General features: G+C 73.4%; 21 protein-coding genes. 15 read left to right on the top strand and 6 right to left on the bottom strand.

Going from position 1 to position 26,003, the window contains the following annotated elements; genetic code table 11:
- Nucleotides 1-21 precede the first annotated feature (21 nt).
- The 5 genes from CG736_RS08010 (at nucleotide 22) to CG736_RS07990 (ending at nucleotide 4,535) form a co-directional block, all read left to right on the top strand.
- A complete protein-coding gene (locus CG736_RS08010) occupies nucleotides 22-789 on the top strand; it encodes an HAD family hydrolase (RefSeq protein WP_100585453.1) in 768 nt (255 codons plus the stop codon).
- A 166-nt stretch (nucleotides 790-955) separates the two neighbouring features.
- Nucleotides 956-2,143: a DUF5685 family protein gene (locus CG736_RS08005; protein WP_100585452.1), complete on the top strand. Its 1,188-nt coding sequence runs from the start codon at nucleotides 956-958 to the stop codon at nucleotides 2,141-2,143.
- A gap of 29 nt (nucleotides 2,144-2,172) precedes the next feature.
- Nucleotides 2,173-2,697 (top strand): GNAT family N-acetyltransferase, encoded by a 525-nt coding sequence (locus tag CG736_RS08000; RefSeq protein ID WP_232733866.1) that lies wholly within the window; start codon nucleotides 2,173-2,175, stop codon nucleotides 2,695-2,697.
- Nucleotides 2,698-2,789: 92 nt separating this feature from the next.
- Nucleotides 2,790-3,431: a class I SAM-dependent methyltransferase gene (locus CG736_RS07995; protein WP_100585451.1), complete on the top strand. Its 642-nt coding sequence runs from the start codon at nucleotides 2,790-2,792 to the stop codon at nucleotides 3,429-3,431.
- Nucleotides 3,432-3,623: 192 nt separating this feature from the next.
- Nucleotides 3,624-4,535 (top strand): DUF4232 domain-containing protein, encoded by a 912-nt coding sequence (locus CG736_RS07990; protein WP_100585450.1) that lies wholly within the window; start codon nucleotides 3,624-3,626, stop codon nucleotides 4,533-4,535.
- A gap of 96 nt (nucleotides 4,536-4,631) precedes the next feature.
- Here CG736_RS07990 and CG736_RS07985 read toward each other — a convergent pair whose 3' ends face one another.
- Entirely contained in the window at nucleotides 4,632-6,515 is a 1,884-nt protein-coding gene (locus CG736_RS07985) for an amino acid transporter (RefSeq protein ID WP_232733887.1), read from the bottom strand.
- Between the two features lie 515 nt (nucleotides 6,516-7,030).
- Here CG736_RS07985 and CG736_RS07980 point away from each other — a divergent pair.
- From CG736_RS07980 to CG736_RS07970, 3 genes are all read left to right on the top strand, one after another.
- The gene (locus CG736_RS07980) at nucleotides 7,031-7,705 is read left to right on the top strand and encodes a response regulator transcription factor (RefSeq protein WP_100585448.1); all 675 of its coding nucleotides are present in this window, start codon (nucleotides 7,031-7,033) and stop codon (nucleotides 7,703-7,705) included.
- A 115-nt stretch (nucleotides 7,706-7,820) separates the two neighbouring features.
- Nucleotides 7,821-11,549, top strand: a complete 3,729-nt coding sequence (locus CG736_RS07975) for a DUF4132 domain-containing protein (protein ID WP_198520395.1) — start codon at nucleotides 7,821-7,823, stop codon at nucleotides 11,547-11,549.
- An 86-nt stretch (nucleotides 11,550-11,635) separates the two neighbouring features.
- Nucleotides 11,636-12,199 carry a dihydrofolate reductase family protein gene (locus CG736_RS07970; RefSeq protein ID WP_100585446.1) on the top strand — a complete coding sequence of 188 codons (564 nt, stop codon included), beginning with the start codon at nucleotides 11,636-11,638 and terminating at the stop codon, nucleotides 12,197-12,199.
- Between the two features lie 42 nt (nucleotides 12,200-12,241).
- Here CG736_RS07970 and CG736_RS07965 read toward each other — a convergent pair whose 3' ends face one another.
- Nucleotides 12,242-12,850 (bottom strand): DUF5134 domain-containing protein, encoded by a 609-nt coding sequence (locus tag CG736_RS07965; protein WP_157815469.1) that lies wholly within the window; start codon nucleotides 12,848-12,850, stop codon nucleotides 12,242-12,244.
- A 98-nt stretch (nucleotides 12,851-12,948) separates the two neighbouring features.
- Nucleotides 12,949-14,457, bottom strand: coding sequence for a tyrosinase family protein (locus CG736_RS07960; RefSeq protein ID WP_100585444.1), 1,509 nt, complete (start codon nucleotides 14,455-14,457; stop codon nucleotides 12,949-12,951).
- Nucleotides 14,458-15,002: 545 nt separating this feature from the next.
- Between CG736_RS07960 and CG736_RS07955 the strand changes: the two genes are divergently transcribed.
- The 3 genes from CG736_RS07955 to CG736_RS07945 all read left to right on the top strand — a co-directional run bounded on the left by CG736_RS07955 (nucleotide 15,003) and on the right by CG736_RS07945 (nucleotide 17,915).
- On the top strand, nucleotides 15,003-15,860 hold the full coding sequence (locus tag CG736_RS07955) for an amidohydrolase family protein (RefSeq protein ID WP_232733886.1): 858 nt from the start codon (nucleotides 15,003-15,005) through the stop codon (nucleotides 15,858-15,860).
- An 88-nt stretch (nucleotides 15,861-15,948) separates the two neighbouring features.
- Nucleotides 15,949-17,142, top strand: a complete 1,194-nt coding sequence (locus CG736_RS07950; protein ID WP_100585442.1) for a sensor histidine kinase — start codon at nucleotides 15,949-15,951, stop codon at nucleotides 17,140-17,142.
- Nucleotides 17,139-17,915 carry a response regulator transcription factor gene (locus CG736_RS07945; RefSeq protein ID WP_100585441.1) on the top strand — a complete coding sequence of 259 codons (777 nt, stop codon included), beginning with the start codon at nucleotides 17,139-17,141 and terminating at the stop codon, nucleotides 17,913-17,915. The genes CG736_RS07950 and CG736_RS07945 overlap by 4 nt, the downstream gene beginning before the upstream one ends.
- A gap of 39 nt (nucleotides 17,916-17,954) precedes the next feature.
- Here CG736_RS07945 and CG736_RS07940 read toward each other — a convergent pair whose 3' ends face one another.
- Nucleotides 17,955-19,130 (bottom strand): alpha/beta hydrolase, encoded by a 1,176-nt coding sequence (locus tag CG736_RS07940; RefSeq protein ID WP_100585440.1) that lies wholly within the window; start codon nucleotides 19,128-19,130, stop codon nucleotides 17,955-17,957.
- A 234-nt stretch (nucleotides 19,131-19,364) separates the two neighbouring features.
- Here CG736_RS07940 and CG736_RS07935 point away from each other — a divergent pair, with 234 nt between their 5' ends.
- A complete protein-coding gene (locus tag CG736_RS07935; RefSeq protein WP_100585439.1) occupies nucleotides 19,365-22,724 on the top strand; it encodes a DUF4132 domain-containing protein in 3,360 nt (1,119 codons plus the stop codon).
- Nucleotides 22,725-22,766: 42 nt separating this feature from the next.
- Here CG736_RS07935 and CG736_RS07930 read toward each other — a convergent pair whose 3' ends face one another.
- Nucleotides 22,767-23,222 carry an NUDIX domain-containing protein gene (locus CG736_RS07930; protein ID WP_100585438.1) on the bottom strand — a complete coding sequence of 152 codons (456 nt, stop codon included), beginning with the start codon at nucleotides 23,220-23,222 and terminating at the stop codon, nucleotides 22,767-22,769.
- A gap of 254 nt (nucleotides 23,223-23,476) precedes the next feature.
- On the opposite strand from CG736_RS07930, the gene CG736_RS07925 reads away from it, so the two are divergent.
- Nucleotides 23,477-23,911: a MarR family winged helix-turn-helix transcriptional regulator gene (locus tag CG736_RS07925; RefSeq protein ID WP_100585437.1), complete on the top strand. Its 435-nt coding sequence runs from the start codon at nucleotides 23,477-23,479 to the stop codon at nucleotides 23,909-23,911.
- On the top strand, nucleotides 23,908-24,369 hold the full coding sequence (locus CG736_RS07920) for a hypothetical protein (RefSeq protein ID WP_198520394.1): 462 nt from the start codon (nucleotides 23,908-23,910) through the stop codon (nucleotides 24,367-24,369). Before CG736_RS07925 ends, CG736_RS07920 begins: the two co-directional genes overlap by 4 nt.
- Before the next feature lie 164 nt (nucleotides 24,370-24,533).
- On the opposite strand, the gene CG736_RS07915 is transcribed toward CG736_RS07920, so the two are convergent.
- Entirely contained in the window at nucleotides 24,534-25,457 is a 924-nt protein-coding gene (locus CG736_RS07915) for an NAD(P)-dependent oxidoreductase (RefSeq protein ID WP_100585436.1), read from the bottom strand.
- A gap of 98 nt (nucleotides 25,458-25,555) precedes the next feature.
- On the opposite strand from CG736_RS07915, the gene CG736_RS07910 reads away from it, so the two are divergent.
- On the top strand, nucleotides 25,556-25,909 hold the full coding sequence (locus CG736_RS07910) for a helix-turn-helix domain-containing protein (RefSeq protein ID WP_100585435.1): 354 nt from the start codon (nucleotides 25,556-25,558) through the stop codon (nucleotides 25,907-25,909).
- The last annotated feature ends 94 nt before the right edge of the window (nucleotides 25,910-26,003 follow it).

Below are 26,003 nucleotides of genomic sequence, written 5' to 3'. Positions count from 1 at the left end.
CGGACTCGTTACGCTCCAACGATGATCATTTCGCCCGCCCGTACCACGGTCTTCGACATCGACGGCACCCTCTGCTTCGACGGCAGGTCGATCGACCCCCGCATCCTCGCCGCCCTCGACGCCTGCGAGCGGGCCGGCCACGAGCTGGTCTTCGCCTCCGCCCGACCGATCCGCGACCTGCTCCCCGTGCTGGAGGGCGCGTTCCCGTCCGCGACGCTGATCGGCGGCAACGGGAGTCTGGTCTCGGTCGGCGGGCGGGTCCGGATGCGCGCCGCGTTCTCGACCAGGAGACTCGCCGAGCTGCTGGCCGAGCTCGAACGGTTCAAGGCCGGCTACCTCGCCGACGGCCCGTGGGACTACGCGTACACCGGCCCCGCCGAGCACCCGATCCTCGACCGGATCGACCAGAGCCGGGTGGCCCGCCGCGTCGAGGTCGCCGAACTCCCGGCCGTGGTGAAGCTCCTGGCGGTCTCCGCGACCGACCTGCACGCCCTCGCCGAGTCCTGCCGCGCCCTCGGCATGTCCGTCAACCACCACGTCGACGAGGCGATCGTCGACTTCGCGCCCGGCACCACCGACAAGCGGGAGGCCCTCGTCTCCCTGGGCATCGACCACTACAACGCCTTCGGCAACGACATCAACGACCGCACGCTGCTCCAGCACGCCCGCCACGCCGTCCGGGTCGGCGCCCACCCCGCCCTCGACGGCCTCGCCGCGGCGACCGTCGCCGCGCACCCGGAGGACGTCGCCGCGGAGATCCTGCGGCTGGCCGCGACGCCGGCTGCCTGACGCTCGCCGTCACCGACCCGCGCCGTCATCGCCCCGCACCGTGACCGGCCCGCACCGTGCCCGGCCCGCACTGTGCCCGGCTCGGGGCCGGAACCTCAGCAGGTGGGAACGCGTCACTAGGATGGCGGCCGGTCGGGATGGCCGACCGTAGAGGGGGGCGGGGGCATTGTTCGGGATCATCAGGCCGTGTCGGCACCGACTGTCGGAGCGGCTGCACGCTTCGTGGCTGGCGCACCTGTGCGGGTTGTGCCTGGCGCTGCGGGACGATCACGGGCAGTTGGCGCGGACGGCGACCAACTACGACGGCCTGGTGATCTCGGTTCTGGTGGAGGCGCAGTCGCCGCGCGCCGCCGACCGCCGCACCGCGGGCCCGTGCCCGCTGCGCGGGATGCGGACGGCGCCGGTGGCGCGCGGCGAGGGGGCGCGGCTGGCGGCGGCGGTCTCGCTGGCGCTGGCCTCGGTGAAGGTCCGCGACCACGTGCTGGACGGGGACGGGGTGTTCGCGCGCCGGCCGGTCGCGGCGGGGGCGCGGCGAATAACCCGGCGGTGGGAGCGGCAGAGCACGGGCAGCGCGGCAGCGGTCGGGTTCGACACCGGGGTGCTGCTGGCGGCGGCCGGACGCCAGGAGGAAGCCGAGCGGCTGGTGACGGCGGGCGGTCCGCTGCTGCTGGCGACCGCGCCGACCGAGGAGGCGACGGCAGCGGCGTTCGCCCACACGGCGGTGCTGGCGGGCCGTCCGGGCAACGCCGCGGCGCTCGCCGAGGCCGGCCGCCTGTTCGGGCGGTTGGCGCACCTGCTGGACGCGGCCGAGGACCGACAGCAGGACGAGGCGCAGGGCCTGTGGAATCCGCTGTCCGTGTCGGGCACCTCGCAGGAGGAGGCGCGGCGGCTCTGCCGGGACGCCGTGCACGGCATCAAACTCGCCCTGGCGGAGGTCGAGTTCACCGACCGGGCGCTGGTGCACCGTCTGCTGGCGCACGAGACCGGCGAGGCGGTGGACCGGGTCTTCGGCCGCGCCGGGCACGTCTGCGCGAGCACCGCGCCGCCCGGGACGGACCCCGACGCGCCCGCCGATCCGGACCTGCCGCCGTCCGGCCCGCAGAAGCCGCGCCGGGACCCGATCGTGGGCTGCGCGGTCTGGTTGACGATGGCCTGCACGTGCCAGCTGCTGTGCTGCGAGCACGACAATCCGTTCTCCCGGGAGCGCCAGAAGGGGTTCTGTCAGCGCAACTGCGACTCCTGCTGCGACTGTTGTGACTGCTGCAACGGCTGCGACCCGGAGTGCTGCCAGTGCTGCTCCTGCGACGACGGCTGTTGCAGTGGGTGCGACTGCGGCGGATGCGACTGCTCGTAGCCCGCGACCGGAAACGAATGGAGCACATCATGGATGACACACCGGAGTTCACGACGGCCGAACTCACCGACTGGGGCTGGCCGGAGGTCCAGGCGCTGGGCGGCGGTGCGGCCGACCCGTTCGAGACCGGGTCGCTGAACGTGACGTGGCGTCCCAAGGACCGGCACTTCGGGGTGTGGCACGAGGGTCGGGTGGTCGCGCACGCCGGGTTCGTGGTGGCACCGGTGGAGGTCGGCGGGCAGCGCTTCGACGTCGCGGGCATCGGCGGCGTCATCGTCGATGCGGCCATGCGCGGCCACGGCCTGGCCCGGCTCGCCGTCACCGGCGCGCTGGACGCCGCCCGCGCCGGCGGCCTCGACCGGGCCCTGCTGTTCTGCCTGCCGGACCGCGCGCCGCTCTACGCCCACCTCGGCTGGCTGCCCCTGCCCACCCCCGTGACGGCCGATCAGCCCGACGGCCCGGCCGCCGTCCCGATCGGCGCGATGTGGAAGTCGCTGACACCCGAGGCCGGTTGGCCCGAGGGCCCGGTCCGGCTGCACTCGCTGCCGATGTGACCTGCCTCGATGCCCGCTGTGGCGCCCCGCCGCCGAACGACTGCAATCCGGCGGCGGGGAACCGGAGTTGAGCCCTGGGCTACGGTGGGGGCATGACCACGGACGACTGGCTGACGGATATCCGGGACTCCTACGACACCGTCGCGGCCGACTACGCCGACCGCATGCGCGGGGTGCTGGCCGGGGCGCCGTACCTCCGGGCGGCGCTGGCCCTGTTCGCCGAACTGGTGCACGCCGGCGGGGGCGGGCCGGTGGCGGACGTGGGCTGCGGTCCCGGACACGTCACCGCTCACCTGCACGGGCTGGGCCTCGACGCGTTCGGCATCGATCTGTCGCCCGCGATGATCGACGTGGCTCGCCGCGACCGTCCCGACCTGCGGTTCGAGGTGGGATCGATGACGGACCTCGACCTTGCCGACGGGTCGGTCGCCGGGCTGCTCGCGTTCTGGTCGCTGATCCACCTGCCCGACGACGCAGTGCCCGCGGTCTTCGACCGGTTCCGGCGGGTGCTGCGTCCCGGCGGGCCGCTGCTGGTGGGCTTCCACGTCGGCACCGGGTCCCGGCTGAAGACGCAGGGCTACGGCGGCCACCCGATGAGGGTCCACGTCCACCGCCGCCGGCCCGACCGGGTGGCGGCATGGCTGCGCGACGCCGGGTTCACGGTGGAGGCCCACCTGCTGACCGACCCCGACGCGGAGGTGCCGGGGGCGCTGCTCTTCGCCCGTCGGCCGTGAGCCGCCGACCGTGAGCCGCTTTCACGAGCCGACGATCGTGAGCCGCCGACCGTGAACCGACAGCCTTGAACCGACGACCGCGAACCGCTTGCGAGAGCCGGCGGTCGTGAACCGACGACCGTTGCAGGGCTGTTGCCCGCACTGTGAGCCGGGTCACGGACCGGCCGGCCCGCGACGTGATCGACTCGTCGGATGTCTGCTTCCGCCGTGCGCCCCGCCGTCACCGTCACCGCTCTCACCGTCGCCGCCGCGCTGCTCGCGGGGTGCGGGTCGGTGACGACCGCCGGCGGCGGGGCGGCCGGGCCGTCGGCGAGTGCGGGGCCGTGCGGGGTACCGTTGGAGCGGCCGTTGGAGGGGTGGGTCCGGGACGAGGTGCGGATCGTCTCGGTGAACGACGCCTGCGCCGAGTTCGAGGTGACCAACGCGGGGAGCGAGGCCGCGGACTTCTCGGTGCTGTTCGGGTGGACGGGTGTCGACCAGCGGCTGGACACCAGCCCGACCGGCACCGTGACGGCGGTGCCGCCCGGCGCGACCGTCCGCGGCCGGATCGAGGTGGGCGCCCCGAAGCGCGCGGACGGGTCCCGGCCGCCGATCGTCCCGAGCGTGAAGATCTCCCGGGTGCGCAGCGTGCCGACGGCCGAGGCGCCGTCGAAGGGCGGGCCCTGCCCGGCGTCCGGGGTGCGGCTGTACGCGGACCAGGGCGACGCGGCGATGGGGCTGCGGGTGGTGGGCCTGCACCTGGTGAACTGCGGGACGTCGCCGGTGACGGTGGACGGCTACCCGCAGGTGCAGGCGCTGGACGAGAAGCACCGGGCGGTGGACCCGCTGCAGGTGTTGAAGGGCGGCGCGGCGATCGCCACGGGCACCGGGGCGGACACGCCGCCGCAGCGGATCGTGCTGAAGACCGGCGAGGGGGCGCGGTCCGCGGTGGTGTGGCGCAACACCAACGACAACGTCGCCTCGGACCCGGTGAACGCCCCGTACCTGCGGGTGCGGGCGACGCCCGACGCGGCGCCGGTGACGGTGACCCCGGAGCTGGACCTCGGCACCACCGGCCGCCTCGGCGTGGGTGCGTGGACCCGGGAGGACGTCCCGCAGTCCTGAGCGGCTCCCCGCACGGAAACGGAAAACGCTTTCCGAGGCACACTCGGAAAGCGTTTTCCCACTTCGATTGCCCCTGAACGGACGCCCGAACAGGTGCTAGCCGACGTGCACCCGCGGCCGCCGCGCCCGGTCGGGTTCGGCCTCGCGCAGCACCTCGCGGGTGACGGGGGCGACCTCGCCCTGGCCGAACAGGAAGAACCGCAGGAACTGGGCGAACGGGCTGCCCTCGGTCCACTCGAAGTAGATGTGCGGGAGCTGGCCGGTGGTGTCGCGGACGTGCAGCAGTATCGCGGCGAGCGCGTTCGGCACGCTGGAGTGTTCGAGCGTCAGCACCCGGTAGCGGTCGTGCAGCACCTCGCCGCGGACCTTCAGTTCGGCCTCGAAGTCGGACGGGTCGAGCACCGTGACCTCGACGAACACCAGGTCGTCCTCGACCGGGATGTCGTTGTCGGCGCGGATCTGGTGCACCTTGTCGCGGTACTCGGCGAGGTCGCGGGTGGCGGGCTTGGTGGCGATGAAGCGGATCGTGCGGTGCGCGGTGTCCCGCACGAAGCGTTCCGCGACCTCGTCCAACTGCACGTCGGTGACCCGCAGTTCGAAGGCGCGGGCGAGCCGGGAGGCGAGCGAGACCAGCACGATGCCGGCGATGAAGCAGGCGCCGATCTTCACGCCGTCGGGGCGTTCGGCGATGTTGATGATGGTGGTGTAGACGAACACCGCGGCGATGATCGCGAAGCCGATGGTCCACCGGTGCTGTCGGGCGGCCCGGGCGGCGATGGTGACGGCGATCGCCGCGGAGGTGATCAGCACCAGCACGCCGGTGGCGTACGCGCCGCCCTGCTTGTCGACGTTGGCGTCGAACAGCCAGGTGACCAGGAAGGCGATCGCGGTGAGCACCAGCACCATCGGGCGCACCGCGCGGGCCCAGTGCGGGGCCATGCCGTAGCGCGGCAGGTAGCGGGGCATCAGGTTGAGCAGGCCCGCCATCGCGGACGCGCCGGCGAACCACAGGATGGCGATGGTGGACAGGTCGTAGACCGAGCCGAAGGCGTTGCCCAGGTAGTGGTGGGCCAGGTAGGCGAGGGCGCGGCCGTTCGCGGGGCCGCCGGCCTTGAAGTCGTCGGCGGGGATCAGCAGCGTGGTGATGAAGCTGGTGGTGATCAGGAAGCAGCTCATGATCACGGCGGCGGTGGTGAGCAGCTTGCGGGCGCCGCGGATGCGTCCGGTGGGCCGGTCCTCGGTGTCGTCGGGGTCGCCCTCGATGTGCGGCATCACGGCGACGCCGGTCTCGAAGCCGGACAGGCCGAGCGCGAGCTTGGGGAAGACCACCAGGGCGACGCCGATCATCGCGATCGGGTTGCCGTGCTCCATGCTGAGCGCGTGCGCCCAGTCGGTGATCACCGACGGTGCGGTGACGACGTGCCACAGGCCGACCGCGACCACCACCACGTTCAACGTCAGGTAGACCGCGACCAGGACGACCGCGACGCCGATCGCCTCGCTGAAGCCCTTCAGGAAGACCGCGCCGAGCAGGGCGACCAGCAGGAGCGTGATCAGCACCTGGTGGCCGCTGAGCGCCTTGGTCAGGTGCGGGTTCTCCACCAGGTGTGCGGTGGCGTCGGCGGCGGACAGCGTGATGGTGATCAGGAAGTCGGTGGCGGCGAAGCCGAGCAGCGCCAGGACGAACAGCTTGCCCTTCCAGAACGACAGCAGCCGTTCCAGCATCGCGATGGAGCCTTCGCCGTGCGGGCTCTCCTGGGCGACCCGCCGGTAGACGGGCAGTGCGCCGAGCAGGGTGACGGCGACCAGCACGATGGTGGCGATCGGGGAGAGCAGACCGGCGGCGAGCGCCGCGATGCCGGGCTGGTAGCCGAGGGTGGAGAAGTAGTCCAGGCCGGTCAGGCACATCACCCGCCACCAGCGCTGCCCGTGCTGCTGGTCGGTGGCCTGGGCGTGCGGGCCGGGGTGCTGCTTGGCCATGTCCGACAGGCCCTCCAGCAGCCAGGCCCGCAGGCGCTGTCGCGCCGAGCCGGCGTCCGCGGAGGCGGAATCGACCACTGTGTTGCTCCTGTCGCGAGGTCGGGAGCCCCGGGCCGCCGGATGCTCCGGCCCACCGGGCGGACTCCCACGTCAATGTAGGTCACCTCCGCCACCGTCCAGGGCAGGCTGGATCGTAACGTCCCCCATCTGCGCAGGTCGGCAGCGGTCCCGGCGGCTTGACGTCCCGTTGGGGCGGCGTTGGGCTGCTGTTTGCCCGGCCGGTCGGGCACGAAGCGGTGCGGGCCCGACGGCTCCTCCCGTCGGCCTGCCGGACGAAGCCGCAGTCGTTCGAGCACGTCCGGATAGTGGCTGTCAAGGGCCGACCGGCCCCGGTCCGGGGACGGTCGGAGGCGGAGGGCCCTGTCGGCCTGCGGGTAGCGTTTGGCAGACTGCAGGGTGTCTGCGTCCGGGCGCCGGTCCGGACGTCCGCGATTTGCGCGAGGAGAGTTGCTGCCATGTCCGAGGGTTCGGCACCGATCAGGGTGTTCCTGCTGGACGACCACGAGGTGGTCCGCCGCGGGGTGCACGACCTGCTGGACTCCGAGCCCGACCTGGACGTGGTCGGCGAGGCCGGCACCGTCGAACAGGCGCTGGCCCGGGTGCCGGCGCTGCGCCCGGACGTCGCGGTGCTCGACATGCGGCTGCCCGACGGCGACGGCGTCTCGGTGTGCCGGGAGTTGCGTTCACGGATGCCGCAACTCGCCTGCCTGATGCTCACCTCGTTCGACGACGAGGAGGCGCTGCTCGACTCGATCATGGCGGGCGCGGCCGGCTACGTGCTCAAGCAGATCAGCGGCACCGACCTGGTCACCGCGATCCGCACCGTCGCCTCCGGTCAGTCCATGCTCGACCCGGGCGCGGCGACCCGGCTGATGGCCCGCCTTCGCGGCGAGGCCCCCGCGCCCGCCCCCGACTTCCCCAACCTGACCGAGCGGGAGCGGGAGATCCTCGCCCTGATCGGCGAGGGCCTGACCAACCGGCAGATCGGCGAGCGGGTGTTCCTCGCCGAGAAGACCGTCAAGAACCACATCTCCCGGCTGCTGGCCAAGCTCGGCGTCGAGCGCCGGGTGCAGGCCGCGGTGATCGCCACCCAGACGCTGAGCGCGCACTCCGCCGAGCGCGGCGCCTGATCGCGGGACGGTCCCGTTCGGGGGCCGGTGGTGTCGGGGCCGCTCGTTAGGGTTCCCCCGGGTGGCCGGCCGACCGTGGCGGCCGCCCGGAAGCCATCGGTTGTCTGGAGGAACAGTGCGGCGCTGGGAACTGGTCGGGGACGGTTCGGCGAAGTTCTGGGAGGCGGGGGCCGACGGCGCGTCCGTGCAGGTCCGCTACGGCCGGATCGGCACCGCGGGACGCGTCCAGGTCAAGGAGCTCGCGGACCCGGCCGCCGCCGAGGCGCACCTGGCGAAGCAGATCGCCGAGAAGGAGCGAAAGGGCTACCGGGAGACGGGAGTTGCCGCCGCTCCGACGGCAGCCCCGGTCACTGCCACGGCAGCAGGCCCACAAGCCGGTCTGGGCTCACCGGCTGGTGAAGAGCCCGCGCAGCCCTTCGAAGGCACCCGCGAGGACGCACCCGAACGCACGCCCGAAGACGCGCCCGAGGACGCGCCCGAAGACACTGTCCAGGACGCCGAGTTCGCCGAACTGCCGGACGAGGACGCCTTCGTGCTGCCGGAGTCCTGGTACCCGCTGGTGGTGCCGCGCCGCGGCGGCGGGGTGCCCGCGGGGCCGGCCCGGCCGCTGGTGGACGCGGCGGCGGCCGGGGAGTTGGAGTCGCTGCGGATCGCCAAGAACGAGACCTGGATCGAGCGGGTGCTCGACGACCCCAACTCCGAGCGGTACCTGGTGCGGGCCGCCCGCGCGTACCTGCGCGGGATGCCGGACCCGATCGGGGCGGCGGCGGTCGCGGCGATGCTGCGCGAGACCTGGCAGAAGGGCGGGATCCAGCAGGTCCTGGACTCCTGGATCGCCCGGTTCGGGCTGGGTTTCGCGGCCCGCGCCGCGGTGGCGTCCTTCGAGTTCGACTCGGGTTGCGCCCGGCCGAACCACCACCGGATCGGGCTGATCTCGGAGGGGTCGGGCCGCCGGGAGCTGCGCGGAGCGGAGTTCGGATTCGTGCTGGCGCAGGGGGTGCGGCAGGCGCTGGCGCTCGCCGACGAGCCCGAATACCGTTCCGTGCTGGCCGAGTTGACGGCGATCCGGACCCGGCGGGATCGCCGGGCGGCGACCGCCTTCCTGGCCCCGGAGGCGCCGGGCTGGGTGGACGAGTGCCTGGCCGAGCTGCCGACGTTCGGGAAGGTCAGCGAGGTTTCGTACGCCCAGCTGGTGCACTCGATCGGCACGGCGGAGCAGGTCGCGTGGATCGCGCAGCACCCGCTCCGCTCCTGGATGGACTGGCCGCCGAGCCAACTGCCCACGCTGGCCGATGCGGTGGGCGCCGCGTGCGTGCCGCTGTTCGAGCGCGCCCTGGACACCCAGTACGACCACGACAAGGTCCGTCAACTCGCGCTCCAGATCGCCGAGTTCCCCGGCGACGAGGCGTTCCGGCTGCTGCTCGACCGGATCGCCGTCCGGCACGTCCGGCCCGGTCTGCTGCACGCGATGCGCCGCTACCCGGTGCGTGCGGTACGGCTGTTGGCGGAGTTCGTCCGGCAGCACACCGGCCCGGAGGCGGCGAGCGCACGGCAGCTGCTGGTCAGTCAGGTCGGCGCGCTCCGGCCGCAGTTGCCCGCCGTCCTCGCCCGACTCGACGCCGACACCGCCGAGTTCGTCGCCGCGCTGGACGTCACGCAGCAGCAGCTGCCGGAGGCCGGGGCGGGCACGCTGCCGGAGCTGCTGACCTCGCCGCCGTGGTCCCGTCCGCGCCCCGTCCGCAAGCCGAAGGTGCTGGCCGGGATCACCGCCGACGACATCGCCCAACTGCTGTGGAAGGACGGCGAGTCGGAGCAGTGGCAGGAGGGCAGGTCGGCCCCGTGGTCGTCCTTCGGTCCGGGCTTCGACTGGGCCGCCGAGGCGAGGAGCCGTCTGACGGAGGCCGGCGGCCTCTGGTACGGCGCGGAGCTGCTGGCGCACGGCCCCGAGGAGATCGTGGGCCAGTATCTGGCGGGCTGGCGGCCCGGCGAGTACTGGAACGCGGCGGAGTCGCTGCGCCCGGTGGTGGCCAGGTTCGGTCTGGCCGCGCTGCCGCTGCTGCGCGACGGGGCGGCAGCCCAGCCGGGCCACGTGGTGCCGCTGCTGCTGCCGTTCCGTGACGCCACCGTGGCGGCGGTGATGGCGGATGCCCTGGTCCGGCTCAAGTCGCACCGGGCGACGGCCCGTTCGTGGTTCGTCCGGCACGGCCTGGCGGGTGCGCTGCTGGTGGTGCCGAACGCGGTCGGCAGGGCGGGCCGGGCGCGGTCGGCCGCGGAGAGCGCGCTGCGGCTGGTCGCGGCGGAGCAGGGCGCGGACGCGCTGCTCGCGGCGGTGCAGGAGCGTTACGGCGAGGCGGTGGCGGCCGTGGTCGCGGAGGCGCTGAGCGCGGACCCGCTGGTCAACGCGCTGCCCGCACGGATGCCGGAGTTCCCGGACTGGCTGCTGCTCGGTGCGCTGCCGCAGCTGGTGCTGCGCTCGGGCGAGGCGCTGCCGCGGTCGGCGGTGCGCCAGGTGGTGACCATGATGACGCTGTCGAAGCTGCGCGACCCGTATCCGGGGCTGCCGCTGGTGGCGGAGCTGCTCCGGCCGGAGTCGGCGGCCGCGTTCGCCTGGACGCTGTTCGAGGAGTGGCGGCAGGCGGGGATGCCGGCGGCGGACAGTTGGGCGCTGTACGTGCTGGGCGAGTGGGGCGACGACGGGACGGCGCGCCGGCTGGCACCGGTGCTGCGCGAGTGGCCGGGCGCAGGTGCGCACCACCGGGCGGTGGAGGGCCTGGACGTGCTGGCGGCGATCGGCAGCGACGTCGCGCTGCTGCAGTTGCACGGCGTCGCGCAGCGGGTGAAGTTCAAGGCGCTGAAGTCGCGGGCGCAGGAGAAGGTCGCCGAGATCGCCGAGGCGCTCGGCCTGACGGCCGATCAGCTCGGCGACCGGCTGGTGCCGGACCTGGGGCTGGACGCCGACGGCACGACGGTCGTCGACTACGGGGCGCGGACCTTCACGGTCGGGTTCGACGAGCAGCTGCGTCCGTTCGTGCTGGACGCGGCCGGCAAGCGCCGCACGGATCTGCCCGCGCCCGGCGCCGCCGACGACCCGCAGCTCGCGCCGGTCGAGCGCAAGCGCTTCGCCGCGCTGAAGAAGGACGTCCGGACGCTGGCGGCCGACCAGCTGAACCGCCTGGAGGCCGCGATGCTCGCCGGGCGGACCTGGACGGCGGCCGAGTTCCGCACCCTGCTGGTCGACCACCCGCTGCTCCGGCACCTGGTCCGACGGCTCGTCTGGACGACTGCGGAAACCGCTTTCCGCGTCACCGAGGACCGCACCTTCACCGACGTCCACGACGCGGCGTCCACGCTGCCCGAGGACGCCGTGGTCCGGCTCGCCCACCCGCTGCACCTCGGTGCCGACCTGGCCGCCTGGACCGAGCTGTTCACCCGCCACGAGCTCCGCCAGCCGTTCCGTCAGCTGGCCCGTCCGGTGGTCGCGTTGACGGCGGAGGAGGCGGCCGGGCACCGGCTGCACCGCTTCGAGGGGGCGAAGGTTCCGGTGGGCCGGCTGCTGGGCCTGACCAAGCGCGGCTGGCAGCGCGGCACGCCCGAGGACGCGGGGGTGGAGCGCTGGTTCCACAAGCCGCTGCCGGACGGCCGGCACCTGGTGCTCGACCTCGACCCGGGCATCTACGTGGGCGCGGTGGCCGAGTTCGCCGAGCAGACCTTCCGCGTGGTGTTCGTGGACACCCGGGCGCGCGACTACTGGGCGAGCCGCGAGTACCGCGAGCGGTTCGCGGACCTGGACGCCGTCACCGCCTCCGAACTCCTCGCCGACCTGGAGGAACTGACGGCCGACTGAGAACCCCGCCGGGGACCGCGACGAGCCTCCCGGTCCGGCGGTCGGGCGGGTCGTACGGTGGGAGGCGGCACCGAGGAGGGCTTCCGATGCGCAGGGTGATCTGCTCGATGGGCGTCTCGCTCGACGGCTACGTCGCCGGGCCGGACGGCGAGTTCGGCTGGACGGCGCCCGACGAGGCGCTGTTCCGCTTCGTCACCGACGAGATTCGCGGGGTCGCCGTCTACCTGCTCGGACGGCGGCTGTACGAGACGATGCTGTACTGGGAGACCGCCGGTCGGGATCCGTCGCTCGACGCCCCGAGGCGGGAGTGGGCCGCGCTCTGGAACGCGCTCCCCAAGGTGGTCTTCTCCACCACCTTGTCGTCGGTCCGGGGCAACGCCCGCCTGGCCATCGGGGGCTTGGCCGAGGAGATCGCGCGGTGGCGGGCCGAGCCGGGGCCGGGCGAGATCGCGATCGGCGGCCCGACGCTCGCCGTGCAGGCGGCCGAGTCGGGCCTGATCGACGAGTACCGCGCCAGGGTCCACCCGGTGCTGGTCGGCGGCGGCACCCCGTTCTTCCCGCGGGCCGGGCACCGGGTGGATCTGGACCTCGTCGAGACCCGCACCTTCCCCTCGAAGGTCGTCAACCTCCGCTACCGCGTGCGGCGTTGAATCCCTGGGCGGTCAGGCCGCCGCCGCCCGGGGAACCGGGGGTCAGCTCATGCCGACCAGCATGTAGAACATGCCGATGGCCATCACCGTGCGCCGCGCGGAGACCAGTCGGAGCGGGGCGAGCGGCCCGGGTCCGCAGTCAGGGGCCGGATACCGGCCTGTGGTCGGACGGGGCAGCAGGAGGGAGGCGACTCCGACGGCGGCGTAGGCCAGGAAGTACGCGGCCAGCAGGAACAGCGTCCAGGCCGGCACCGCGGCGTGGACGGCTTCGTGGACACCGCTGCCGCCGGTGTGGCCGTGCTTCGGCGCCACGGCCAGGGCGGCCATCGCGGACGCGCCGACGACGTGGTGGGCGTAGTGCGCCCGGGCTCCGGGCGACGCCGGATCGCCGTCGTGGTGACGCCCGGCGCGGGCCGGACGTCGGCGGGCCGGCCAGGCCGCGGACGCGGCGAGCAGGGCCGCCCACAGGCCCTGCGGCAGGGGGTCGAACGCCGGTGCCATCATCGCGACCACCGCGAGCGCCATCACGATCTCGGCCGCCTCCAGTCTGCGGTCCGCGCATCGGCCGCCCGCGATGCCCGACACGCCGTGCAACACGCACCAGCCGGTCAGGGCGATCAACAGGGCGGTGGCGATCACGGGTTCTCGCACCGGAACCTCCCTTCCGCGGCCGTGCCACCGCCACCGAACCCGGAACCGGAAGCGGCACCGCCGGCACCACTGGCGCCGGCCTCGCCACCGCCACCGGGCTACGCGTCCTGCACCAGCAGCCGCGCGTTGACGGTCGGGTTGCCGGCCTGCGCGAGCGGGAACGCGGTGCCGATCTCCTCGGGGTGCCCGGGCACGTCGATGCGGACGGACAGCTTCCGGTCCTGGAGTTGTTCCTGCGGCATCCGGAAATCGAGGTTGATGATGCCGTGCTTCACGCAGGTCGGGCACTTCCGCGGGGTCTTCGGCTGGAAGAAGTAGCGCTTCGCGACCGGCTCGCCGTCGGCGAGCAGCGTCACGAAGAACGACCCCGGGATGTTCAGCCGGTCGATGCCCTTCACCCGCACCGACACCGGGTCGGCGCTGCGGAACGCGAAGGGGCTGGCGGCGTCGGTGCTTCCGGTCAGGTTCTCCATGACGCTCTCCGCGGGGCCGGGGGCGGGGACGTCCAGGCGGTCGTACGAGACGGTGGTCTCGATCGTCTGGTCGGCCGTCGTGGTGAACGGCGGCAGGGCGTTGAACGGCGCGGTGAGCCAGCCGGTGTCGGTCCCCAGGGTGGACCGGAAGCCGGTCAGCGTGGTCGCCTGGGCGCGGGTCTGCCAGCTCAGCCAGAGGCGGTCGATGTTGCAGTGGAAGAACCAGAACACCGGGTCGAACGACGCGACGTTCTGGTCGGCCATCGTCGGCCCGATCGAGCCGTGGCCGCCGTCGTGGGCCTGGATCGAGAAGTCCTGGTACCCGTTCACGTTGTACGCGCCCCAGAGCGACTGGGTCAACGAGGTGGTGATGTCGTCCAGCACCCCGAAGTCCTTCACGTTCTGGGTGATGGTCGCGACGGAGAACCGCTGGGTGGTGTACGGGAAGTACCCGGTGACCGGCTGCGGCGTCGCGGTGGCACCGGGGTCGGCCGGCAGGACGTACTGGTCGAGCGGCGGGTGCTGGAGCCGGTCCGGCAGGGCGGTCGTGATGTCCCAGTAGGGGAGCGTCACCGTCTCGCAGCCCGGGACGGAGCGCAGCGCGTCCTCGAACTCGATCAGGTACTGGCGGTGCCAGGGGTTGAACCGGTCTTCGTGGTGCAGGCACCAGCTCTGCGGGAGACCGTGCTGCCCGGCCAGCACGAAGTAGCTGTCCGCCGCCGACGGGTCGCGGGCCATCAGGCCGCTGAACGCGGTCTTCAGCAGCGTGAACTCGGCGTCGGTCAGTGTGGTGACGTCCTTGCGCAGCCTGGTCGGGGCCGGTCCGCCCCCCGTGGACCCGCCGCCCGTCGCCGTACCGAGCGGCATGCCGTTGACGATCCAGTTCTTGAACGTCTGGGAGCGTTCGGCGCTCCACTGCCCGGCCTGGTCCGGGGGCATCTGCGGGTTCGGCGAGGAGGTCTGCGCGAGGATGGCGAGCGCGTTCTTCTTCACTCCGTCGTAGGTTCCGAGCTCGATCCCCTTGGCGGCCATGTGGGAGACGTCCTCGGGCCGGAAGTAGAAGCGGATGTCCGCCAGATAGGTGGGCGCTGCGACGACCTGGTCGGGGGTCGGGTTTCCTGGGGTCGTGGTCATGCTTCCTCCGCTGGGCTCCGGACGGGAGTGACGAGGCCGGCTGCGCGGTGCAGCCGTCGGGGCGGTCGCATCAGTCGCTCCGGGTGGCCGAGCACTTGAGGAGGTGGCTGCGCGACCGACGCACAGAGTCCATCGTCGGAGGGTCCGCGGCCGCCGGCCAGGCAGGCTGAGCCGCTCAGGGTGCGGCCGGACGGAGGAACGCCCGCCGGCGGAGCGGGAGCGGAGGGCCGGCCGGGGCGGAGCCGGGAGCGGAGAGCCGGCCGGGGCGGAGCCGGGAGCGGAGATCCGACGGGGGCCGAGGCGGGGGCCGGGAGCGGAGGGCGGGCGCGGGCGGGAGCCGGGAGCGGAGGGCGGGCGCGGGCGGGAGCCGGGAGCGGCATACGCTGATCCGGTTTCGCGCGTTTCGCACGGTCCGCCCGTCCAGGAGAGAGGCAGTTCAGGTGAGTTCACCCCGCCGGTCGCACAGTGTCGAGCCCCCGAACGAGGAGTCCGGCGAGGAGTTCCCCGAGGAGCCGGGCGAGGGGTTCCGCGCGGAGGCGGACGAGGTGCGCCGGTTCTGGGGCGGGCTCGGGCTGCCCGGGCTGATCGACGTGCACACCCATTTCATGCCGGAGCGGGTGCTGCGCAAGGTGTGGGAGTACTTCGACGCCAACGGGCCGCTGGTCGGCGGACTGGCCTGGCCGATCACCTATCGCACCGAGGAGGCCGAACGCACCGCCGTGCTGCGGGACTTCGGCGTCCTGGCGTTCACCTCGATGCTCTACCCGCACAAGCCGGGCATGGCCCGGTGGCTGAACGACTGGGCCGTCGACTTCGCCCGCCGCACGCCGGACTGCCTGCACACGGCCACGCTGTACCCCGAACCGGACACCGGGGAGTACGTCCGTGCGGCGCTCGACGCGGGCGCCCGGGTGTTCAAGGCCCACGTGCAGGTCGGCGACTACGACCCGGCGGACGAGCAACTGCACTCGGCGTGGGGGATGTTGGCGGAGGCGGGCGTCCCGGTGGTGATGCACTGCGGTTCCGGGCCGGCGCCCGGCCGGTTCACCGGGCCCGAGTCCGCCGCCCGGGTGCTCGCCCGGCACCCCCGACTGCGGCTGATCGTCGCCCACTTGGGCATGCCCGAGTACGACGAGTTCCTCGACCTGGCCGAGCGGTACCCGCAGGTGCACCTCGACACCACCATGGCGTTCACCGACTTCACCGAGAGTTTCATGCCCTTCCCCCGGCAGGCGCTGCCCCGGCTCGCCGACCTCGGCGACCGCATCCTGCTCGGCACCGACTTCCCGAACATCCCCTACCCGTACCTGCATCAACTCCGGGCCCTGGAACGGCTGGACCTCGGATCCGACTGGCTGCGGGCGGTCTGCCACCACAACGCCGCGAAGCTGTTCGGCCGCTGACCGCCCGCACCCCGGCACCGCCGTCCGCCTGCGGGTGTCCGCCCACGGGCGGACGCCCGGCGGCGGCGGAGATCACTACCATCGCCGCATGGATCGGGACGTGCCGCGCGCGCCGTGGCTGAGGCGACTGCCGTCGGGGGTCTGGACGGCGCTGGCCTGGTGCGCCGCCGGGCAGTTGGCCCTGCTGCTCTTCATGTCGACGACGTTCGAGCTGGCCCCGCCGCTCGGACTCCGGCACCCGCCCTCCGTGGCGGGCCTCGCCCTGCGGGCGGCCCTGGCCGTGGTGCTCGCGCTGCCGGTCTGCTGGGCCAGGCGGTGGCCGACGCAGGTGTTCGGGGTGCTGCTGGCCGAGGCGGCGGTCGTCCTGCTGCTCGGTGAGCGGACCTGGCCGCTGTTCATGGCGATGGACGTCCTGATCGGCTACCTCGCAGCGGTCCGCCCGGGTCGGGTCTCCATTCCCGCGGGCCTCGCCGAATTCGCCCTCTGGCTGGTCGATTTGGCGATAACGAGGCGCGGCGCGGTGACGACCGGCGACATCGTGAGCAGCGCCGCGGCGTTCGCCGCCGGCATCGCGATTCCGTGGGCGATCGGCAACTCGGTCCACCAGCAACGCCGTTACAGCAGCGACCTGCGCGCGTACGCCGCCCGTCAGGCGATCACGGTCGAACGGCTGCGGATCGCCCGGGAGTTGCACGACGTGGTGGCGCACAGCATCGGCGTGATCGCGATCCAGGCCGGTGCGGCGAGCATGGTGCTCGACGTGGAGCCGGCCGGGGCCCGCCGGGCGCTGGACGCCATCGACGCCACCAGCCGGGAGACGCTGGCCGGTCTGCGCCGGATGCTGGTCTCGCTGCGGCACGCCGAGACCGGCGCCGACGATCCCTCGATCGCCGTGCCGCTCGCCGGACTTGAGGCCGTCGAGCGGCTGACGGCGACGATGGCGCAGGCCGGCGTCGAGGTCGACGTACAGTGGCGGGGACGGGCGCGCCCGCTGCCGCCCGAGATCGACCTGGCCGCCTTCCGGATCGTCCAGGAGTCGGTCACCAACGTGCTCCGGCACGCCGGCGCCGGCCGCTGCGAGGTGCACATCGCCTACCACGAGGAGGAGTTGGCCATCGACGTGATCGACGAGGGCCACGGCCGCACGCCCGACCGCCGCACCGGCGGCACCGGGTACGGCATCGCCGGGATGCGCGAGCGGGTCGCCCTGCTGAACGGCCGCTTCAGCGCCGGTTCCCGCCCCGAGGGCGGCTTCCGGGTCGCCGCGAGGCTGCCCGCATGACGGCCACCGACCGAATCGCCGTCGACCGAACTGCCGCCGGCCGGACCGCCACTGCCCGAACCGCCGCCGACCGGACGCCCGATGACCGCGCAACGGCCGACGGCGTCGGCTCGGCGATCCGGGTGCTGCTCGCCGACGACCAGGAGTTGGTGCGCGCCGGGCTGGGCATGGCGATCGGCCACTCCCCCGGTCTGGAGCTCGTCGGTGAGGCGGCCACCGGCGCCGAGGCCGTCCAACGGGCCGCCGAGGTCCGCCCGGACGTCGTGGTGATGGACATTCGGATGCCCGGCACGGACGGGATCGAGGCCACCGGGCTGCTCACCTCGGGCGCGGCCGGCCCGGTGCCCCGGGTGCTGATCCTGACCACCTTCGACGACGACGAGAACGTCTACGCCGCACTGCGGGCCGGTGCGAGCGGCTTCCTGGTCAAGGACATGGCGCTGGCGGAGATCCTCACGGCGATCCGAGTGGTCGCGGCCGGCGATGCCCTGATCGCGCCGAGCGTCACCCGGCGCCTGATCGCCGACCTCACCGCCCGGCCCGCACCGGTCGCACCGAAGCGCCGCCTCCCGGGCGTGACCGAACGCGAACGCGAGGTCCTGGTCCTGGTCGGTCGCGGTCTGTCCAATGCCGAGATCGCCGAGCAGCTGTTCATCGCCCCCGCCACCGCCAAGACCCATGTCGCCCGGCTGCTGGCCAAGTTGGACGCCCGCGACCGCGTCCATCTCGTCATCGCCGCCTATGACGCGGGCCTGGTGTCCCCGTCCGGTTGAACCCACCCGGACGGGGACACCGGCCACCGATCGCGTGCGCTAAGGGAGTTGGACGGTGACCTCCGGCATGTCCGGGGACGGCCCGTCGAACAGCGGCTCGGGCTTCCCCTTCAACTGCTGGTCGAAGAAGGCGCCGAGGTACGTCCGGGTGATCTCCACGCCGCGCACGGGGTCGATCGCTCCGGGCTTGGCGGGGATGCCCACGGCCCGGGCGAGTATCAGCAGGTCGCTGAAGGTGCCGTGCTCGCCTCCGACGACGGTGAGCCGGCGCTTCCAGCCGTCCAGCGCGGCCCAGGCGTCGTCCCAGCTGGGGTCCGTGCCCGGAGTCGCGCCGGGCTGGGCGCCGAACAGCAGGAACGGCCGCCCGCCCAGGCCGGTGGCCGGGACCGGCGCGAAGAAGGTGCCGTCCATGTTCACCCCCGCCTGCACCCGGCGGTCCGCGGCCATCGTCATGGCGGCGGCGTCACCCCCGATCGAGTGCCCGGCCATGCCGATCCGGTGGCGGTCGATCAGCCGGGCGTGCGCCCACGGCGACCGTTCCGACGTCAACTGGTCGATGACGAACGAGGCGTCCTTCGCCCGGCTCTCGGCGATGGCCGCCGGACCGCCCGTCGGCGGACGGTCGCAGATGGCGCATTCGAGCGTCCGGCCGTCCGGGAAGGTGACGCCGGTGGACTCGTAGGTGTGGTCGATCAGCGCGACCACGTACCCGCGGCTGGCCAGGTCCTCGGCGATGCCGGAGAACGCGGCCCGCGGGAACGTGAAGCCGGGCGAGAGCAGCACCAGCGGGAACCGGCCGCCCACCGGGCGGGCGTCCGCCCGCGCCCAGGTGCCCGTGTCGGCCATCGTCTCGGGCGGAATGCCCGATCCCGGGGCCTTCGCCGCCAGGAACAGCCGGGCCTCCTCGGTGGTCATGTAGGGCGCGGGCGTCCCGCTCCCGGCCCGGGCCGGGTAGTACATCGACACCATCAGCTGCCGGGCTCCCGCCGACGGCACCCAGGGGTCCTGGCGGTTCCGGTCGACGAGGTGCAGCAGGTCGCGTCCGACCGCGTACGGCCCGGTCGGACGGGGCAGCGAGACGACGGACCCGACCGGTGCCGGGTCCGCGGCGGACGGCGGCGCGGCGGTGGCGAAAGCGGGGGCCGCGGCGACGATCGGCAGCGGCAGGACGAAGGCGAGCGCGGCGGTCACGGCCGCGCGGCGGAGACTGGTCATGTTTTTGAACCTAGGCTGCGTGCACGCCACTTGACGTCTGCTCGGGAGCGGAGCGCCGGGTCCGCTCCCGGACGGATCCGGTCTCCGCCGCCGGGCGGACCGCGCCCTGCGCCCAGGAGCAGGGCCGGGCTGTCGGCGCGGCTGACTAAGGTCTCCCGCAACAGTTCGTCCGACCCGCTGCGCCTCCGGACCGCCGCTCGGGACGCCGGCCGGTCGGGTGGGTCAGGAGGACCGGTGCAGAGCGTCAACGCCGCTGAACGGCAGCTCGGTTGTGGCGAAGGGTCGCCGTTCGACGAGGACTTCGTGATGCCCGCGTCGTGGCGCCCGCTGGTGCTGCCCCGGCGCGGCGGCGGCGTCGCGTCGGTGGCGGACCTGCCGGGCCCCGAGGCCGTCGCCGCCGAGGACGCCCTGATCGCGGAGCACCGGGAGGCGATCGAGCGGGTGCTCGCGACCGGCTCCCACGATCCGGAACTGGTGGCCGCCGCCCGGGCGTATCTCGCCGGTGCGGCCGACCCGTTGGGGGCGGCCGTGCTGCCACGGCTGCTGCCGCCCGGCGAGTGGTGGGGCGACGGGCGGTGGGCCGACCTGGTCGACGCGTGGACGGCCCGGCACGGCCTGGCGTTCGCGGCGCACGCGGCCGTCCTGGCGCTGGACGTGACGCGGTGCAGCGCAACGGAGTTCGGGGACCTGGTCCGGCAGGACGTGCTGCGGGAGCACTACCACGCCGTCCCCGACGAGTACGGCCTGGTCCGCTGGGCGCGCCACCTGCTGACGATCGCCGACGAGCCCGCGTACCTGGCGGCCCGCGCCACGCTGGAGGCGCTGCGCACCACGCCCGGCCGCCGCGTCCTGGCCGCCCACCTGCTGCCGGACGTCGCCGAGTGGGTGGACGACTGCCTGGCCGAGGAGCCGACGTACGACCACGCCGGCCCGGTCCTCCGGACGCTGCTGCTGGCCGCGCTCGGCAGCCGGGCCCAGCTCGACCGGCTCGGGCACCGCCCGACGGTGACGTGGCGGGCCTGGACCATCGCTGCCGTCGCCACCCTCGCCGACGGCCTGGGCAACGCGTGCGTTCCGCTGCTCGCCGCCGTGTCGGATCCGTCGGAGAACACTCCGTGGATGCACGAACGCGCGGAATTCCTGCTGGAGTTCCGCACGGACGAGGCGTTCCGGGCGCTGCTGGCCGGCCTGGAGATCCGGCAGGTCGCCCCCGTCCTGCAGGAGGCGCTGCGCCGCGACCCGGTGCGCGGGGCGCGCCTGTTGGCCTCCGCCGCCCGGGGCGGCGGCGAGGCCGCCCGGCAGGCCCTCGACCGGCACCTGCGGGTCTCGTCGGCCCGACTCCCCGAGATCCTCGCCCAACTCGACTCCCCCACCGCCCGGTTCGTCCGCGCTCTGGACGGCGCGCAGCCGCTCGCACCGGCCGCCGCACCGGCCGCGCTGCCCGAACTGCTGGTCTCCCCACCGTGGACGCGCCCGCGCCGAGCCCGCAAGCCGGCGGTGATCACCGGCCTCCCGCTCGACGAGTCACGTCGACTGCTGTGGCGGGAAGGCGAACAGGCGGCCTGGGTGGACACCCGGCACTTCGACGACTGGTGGAGCTACGGCGAGGACACCGACTGGGCGGCCGAGGCGGCAAAGGGTCTGGAACCCCAAGGCCTGTGGTACTCCTGCCGATTGCTGCACCAGGGCCCGGTGGAGGTGCTGGCCCCGCTGGTCGCCGCCTGGCGTCCGCGCCGCTTCAACCTGGGCCTGGAGTACCTGCGGCCGGTGCTCGGCAAGTACGGCCTCGCCGCCGTGCCGATGGCCCTGCACGCGGCCCGCTCCAGCCCGGCCGCCATGTCTCCGCTGCTGCTGCCGCTGCTCGACATCGAGGCGGCCCGACTGCTGGCCGCCGGCCTGACCCGCCTCAAGTCCGTTCGAGCGACGGCGCGTTCGTGGTTCGCCCGGCACGGCGTGGCGGGCGCGCTGCTGCTGGTCCCGGACGCCCTCGCCAAGCCGGGCCGGGACCGGGCGGCCGCCGAGGCGGCACTGCGCCTGGTGGCCGCGCCCGACGCCGGCGAGGCGCTGCTGCGGGCCGTGGCCGAGCGGTACGGGGCGGCGGCGTCGGCGGCGATCGGCGCGATGCTGGCGGTGGACCCGCTGGAGAGCTCCCTGCCCGCACGGCTGCCGCAGGACCCCGAGTGGCTGGAGCCCGCCGCGTTGCCGCAACTGCTGCTGGCGGGCGCGGAGGCGGCGCTGCCGGAGTCGGCGGTGCGTCATGTGGTGGTGATGGCGGCCCTGGGCAGGCCCGACGCCCCCTACCCGGGTCTCGCTGCTGTCGCCCACGCCTGCCGTCCCGACAGCCTCCCGGCGTTCGCCTGGGCGCTGTTCGAGGAGTGGCGGCGGGCCGGCCTGCCCGCCTCGGACAGCTGGACGCTCACCCTGCTCGGCGAGTGGGGCGACGACGGGACCGCCTGCCGGCTGGCCGCCGTCCTGCGCGAATGGCCCGGACAGGGCGCGCACCGACGGGCCGTGGAGGGGCTGGACGTCCTCGCCGCGATCGGCACCGACACCGCGCTCCGCCAACTGCACCTGCTGGCCCAGCGGGTGAAGTACGGCGCGCTCAAGGCCCGGGCGGCCGAGAAGATCGCCGAGGTCGCCGAACACCTGGGCCTGACGGCCGATCAACTCGCCGACCGACTGGTTCCCGACCTCGGCCTGTCCGCGGACGGCACCACCGTCATCGACTACGGCTCGCGCACCTTCACCGTCGGCTTCGACGAGCAGCTCCGCCCGTTCGTCCTCGCCGCGGACGGCAGCCGCCTCAGGGATCTACCCGTCCCCGGCGCCAAGGACGACCCGCAGCTCGCACCCGCCGAACGGAAACGTTTCACCGCCCTGAAGAAGGACGTCCGCGCCCTCGCCGCCGACCAGATCCACCGCCTCGAAGCCGCGATGCTCACCGGCCGGACCTGGACCGCCGTCGAGTTCCGCGACCTTCTCGTCGCCCACCCGCTGCTCTCGCACCTCGTCCGCCGCCTCGTCTGGACCACCACGGAAACCGCTTTCCGCATCGCCGGGGACCGCACCTTCGCCGACCTCCACGGCCACGCCTTCACCCTCCCCGACGACGCCGGCGTCCGCCTCCCCCACCCCCTCCACCTCGCCGAGGACCTCCCCGGCTGGACCGAGCTCTTCACGGACTGCGGCCTCAGCCAACCGTTCCCCCAACTCGCTCGCTCCGTCCGCACTTTGACCTCCGAGGAAGCAGCCGGCCACCGACTCCGCCGCCACGAGAACCGCACCGTCCCCGTCGTCGCCCTCCTCGGCCTGGTGAAGCGCGGCTGGCAGCGCAACGGCGCCTCCGACAGCGGCGTCGAATCCTCGCTCTCGAAGTCGCTGCCGGGCGGCCGATGGCTGTCCGTCACCCTGGACCCCGGCTACAGCGTCCCGGTGACGGCCGATTCCCCCGAACAGACCGTGCAGGAGGTCTGGCTGGGCACCCGCCCGGGCGACTGCTTCCCCGGCGCCGCCCAGCACCACTGCTTCGCCGACCTCGATGCCGTCACCGCGTCCGAACTGCTCACCGACCTGGAGCAGTTGACCGCCTCCTGAACCCGAACGGCCCACCCTCGGACGCGAGGGTGGGCCGAGACTTCAGGGCTGCCGCTGGCGGTGGATCAGTTCCCGGTGCGACTCCTGCATGCCCTCGGGGAGGTCGTCCGGCGAGAACCACCGAGCCTCCAGGATCTCGAACGACTCGACCTCGATCCGCCCACCGACCAGCTGCGCCTCGTACGCGACTTCGAGGCGCAGCTTGAACCCGCTCTTCAGGTACGCCAGTTCGCCCACCTTCACGGTGAGCCCGGTCTCCTCCCGAACCTCCCGGACGACCGTCTCCTCGAAGCTCTCCCCCTTGTTCGCATAGCCGCTCGGCAGCCCCCACTGCCGCCCCTCCGGCCACAACCGGTGCTTCAGCAGCAGCACCCGGCCTTCGTCGTCACGCACGATCCCGGTGACCCCGACCATGAACTTCGCGTGCCACACCCACAGCACCCGCCACTGCATCGGCCCCCGGATGATCCGCCAGAGCTTCACGGCGACCTTCTTCATGGCCCCACCCTTCGTCGATGTCCCGCCCACCGGCCGCGAACGCGAAAACACCCACGATCCCGCACCGGACGCCTGCGACGCCAAGCGGACCGGCGCCGCCGCCTCCACCGGCTCGAACGTCCGCTGCTCCGACCGGGCTGGTTCGCCGTGCCGCTCTCCGCTCCGAGCACCTGGCGGAGCGCGGGACCGGTGCGCCGGGCGACGCCGAGAACACTTTTACCGCCAAGTACTCCGATATCGTAGTATTCGAAACCGTGAAGTCCGAATCCGTATCATCAAGCGGGTCGGCGCTGCTGGCCTTGCAGCGCGCGACCCATGCCACCCTGCAGCTGATCGCCGCCGAACTCGTCGACCTCGATCTGACCGCCTCCGAGATCAACGCGCTGGCCAACCTCGCCGACGGCCGGGGCCGCACCGTCTCCCAGCTGGGGGCCGCGGTCGGCACCCGCCCGACGACGCTCACCGGCGTGCTGGACCGGCTGGAGCGCCGCGGCCACATCACCCGCGGCACGCGCACCGGCGACCGCCGCTCGGTGCTCGTCGAACTGACCGACTCCGGGCGCGCGACGGCCGCCGTCATCACCCGGACGCTGGCGACCATCGAGAACCGCGCGCTGGACGGCCTGCCCGCCGAAGCAGTCGCCGGTTTCCACGCCGTTCTGGACGCGCTGGTCAAGGTGGGCTCATGACCACGCACACCCATGGCCCGCACTCCGGCCGCGACGCGAACAGCACGGAGGACGAGGCTTCGCCGTTCGCCGAGTTGATGGGCGAGACGATGGCGACCGCCGAGCGGTTCGGGCACCGCCAGCACCTCCGGCTGACCTGGCTGGCCGTCCGACGCTACGGCACCGGTGCAGCTGTCGACCTGGTCAGCGACGGCATCCGGCGCACCGCCCGCTACGCGGGCGTACCGCAGAAGTACAACGCCACCGTCAGCCGGGCCTGGGTCGAACTCGTGGGCCACCACGCCGGGCAGTCGGCCACCGCCGACTTCGACGCCTTCGTCGAGCAGCACCCCGCGCTGCTCGACAAGAAGCTGCTCACCCGCTTCTACCGCTCGTCGACGCTGGCCGGCGACCCGGCCAGAACCGGCTGGGTCGAACCGGATCTCGCTCCGTTTCCCTGGCAGCAAGCCGGCCGGTGAGTCCCGGCACGACTGTTCCCGGGAACGAGTGCCGACCACGCATCCGGCGCTCCTGCAGTCCGCCGACCACGCTGTCGAGTCGGCGCCGCTGGAAGCCGGGCGCCGAATGACTCCTTCAGCCCGGAAGCCGGTCCGCCGACGAATTCGAACGCCGGTCGGGCCGGTCAGCGCAGCAGGAGGTCGACCACGCCCGTGAGGTCCTCGTCGCCACTGCCTTCGGCCAGGCGGCGGCGCATCAGGTCGAAGTAGGGGGTGAGGAGTTCGGGGCTGACCCCCTGCTGTTCGGCGGTGTCGAGGAAGGTCGGGGTGCCGGCGACCTGCATGGCGAGGGTGGAGACGACGCCGGTGGTGTAGTCGCCGGTGCGGAGCTGGTCGGCGGTGCGGTGGACGGAGGGGGCCATCGCGGTGAGCCAGTCGGCGAGGAGCGGGGCGAGGGTGGCGGGGTCGATGTTCTCCTTGCGGATCAGGGCGAAGGCGTGCGCGGCGCCGGCGAGCATGCCGTACATGGCGCTGAGCAGGGCGATGTCGTGCAGGGCGGCGAAGCCCGCGTCCTCGCCGACGTAGGCAGTGGCGAGGGGGACGGCGAGGGTGGCGCGGTGACGGTCGAACAGGTCCTGCGAGCCGCTGTAGAAGACGTAGCCACCGGCCTGCGGGACGCCGACCATCGGGGGGACGGCCATGATGCCGCCGTCGAGGTAGCGGGCCCCGCGCTCGCGGGCCCACTCGGCGCGGGCTCGGGCCTGGGCGGGGGTGCTGGTGGTCAGGTTGACCACGTCCCGGCCGGTCAGGTCGATCGCGGTGTCGGTCGCGCTCTCGCCCAGGACGTCGCCGATCGAGGCGTCGTCCAGCAGGCAGAGCACGATCAGGGTGTTCGCGGCGACCGCCTCCGCCGCCGTCCCGGCGACCGTCGCCCCCTCGCCGACCAGGGCCTCGGCGCGCGCCGCGGTGCGGTTCCAGACGGTGAGCGGGTGGCCGGCGGCGAGCCAGGTGCGGGCCAGTGCGGTGCCCATCGTGCCGAGGCCCAGCAGGGCGACGGGAGTCCTCTCGACAGCGTGGGCGGTGTCGGTCTCAATGGTGTTCTGTGCCATGCGGATTAGGCTGGTCCACGGCCCGAAGGTGATCAAGTACGCACTTCGCAGTGGGTGGTTACCCCGGGGTGAGTGAGCACGTCGGAAGGGGTGGGAGCATGGCGACGCTGAACCGGCCGGGCACGGCGGAGGGACACGTCTGCGGGATCGACACCGCGATGGAGGTGATCGGCGGCCGGTGGAAGGTCCTGGTCCTGTGGGCACTGCACGAGCAACCGTGCCGCCGCTTCGGGGAGTTGCGCCGACTGCTCCCCGGGATCACCGAGAAGGTACTGGCCTCCCACCTCCGCGAGCTCGAGGCCGACGGCGTCGTGCGCCGCGTCTCCTACGACGAGGTCCCGCCCCGCGTCGAGTACTCGCTCACCGAGGACGGCCTCCGCCTCAACGACGCACTCCAACCACTGGCCGCCTGGGCCCGCGAACGCCAGTCCCGCCAGTCCCGCCAGGCATAGGGCCGCCGTGCCGGCTCGGCGCACGTCGCCTCGCCCCGGCCGTCGAGCCGCGAGCCGACGCGGGATTTCTGGACTTGTTGGTCCATTTTCACCT

The organism is Kitasatospora sp. CB02891 (assembly GCF_002803145.1).
GTDB lineage: Bacteria > Actinomycetota > Actinomycetes > Streptomycetales > Streptomycetaceae > Kitasatospora > Kitasatospora griseola.
The sequence above is the reverse complement of the archived record's forward strand: the minus strand, read 5'-3'. Positions and strand labels throughout refer to the sequence as shown.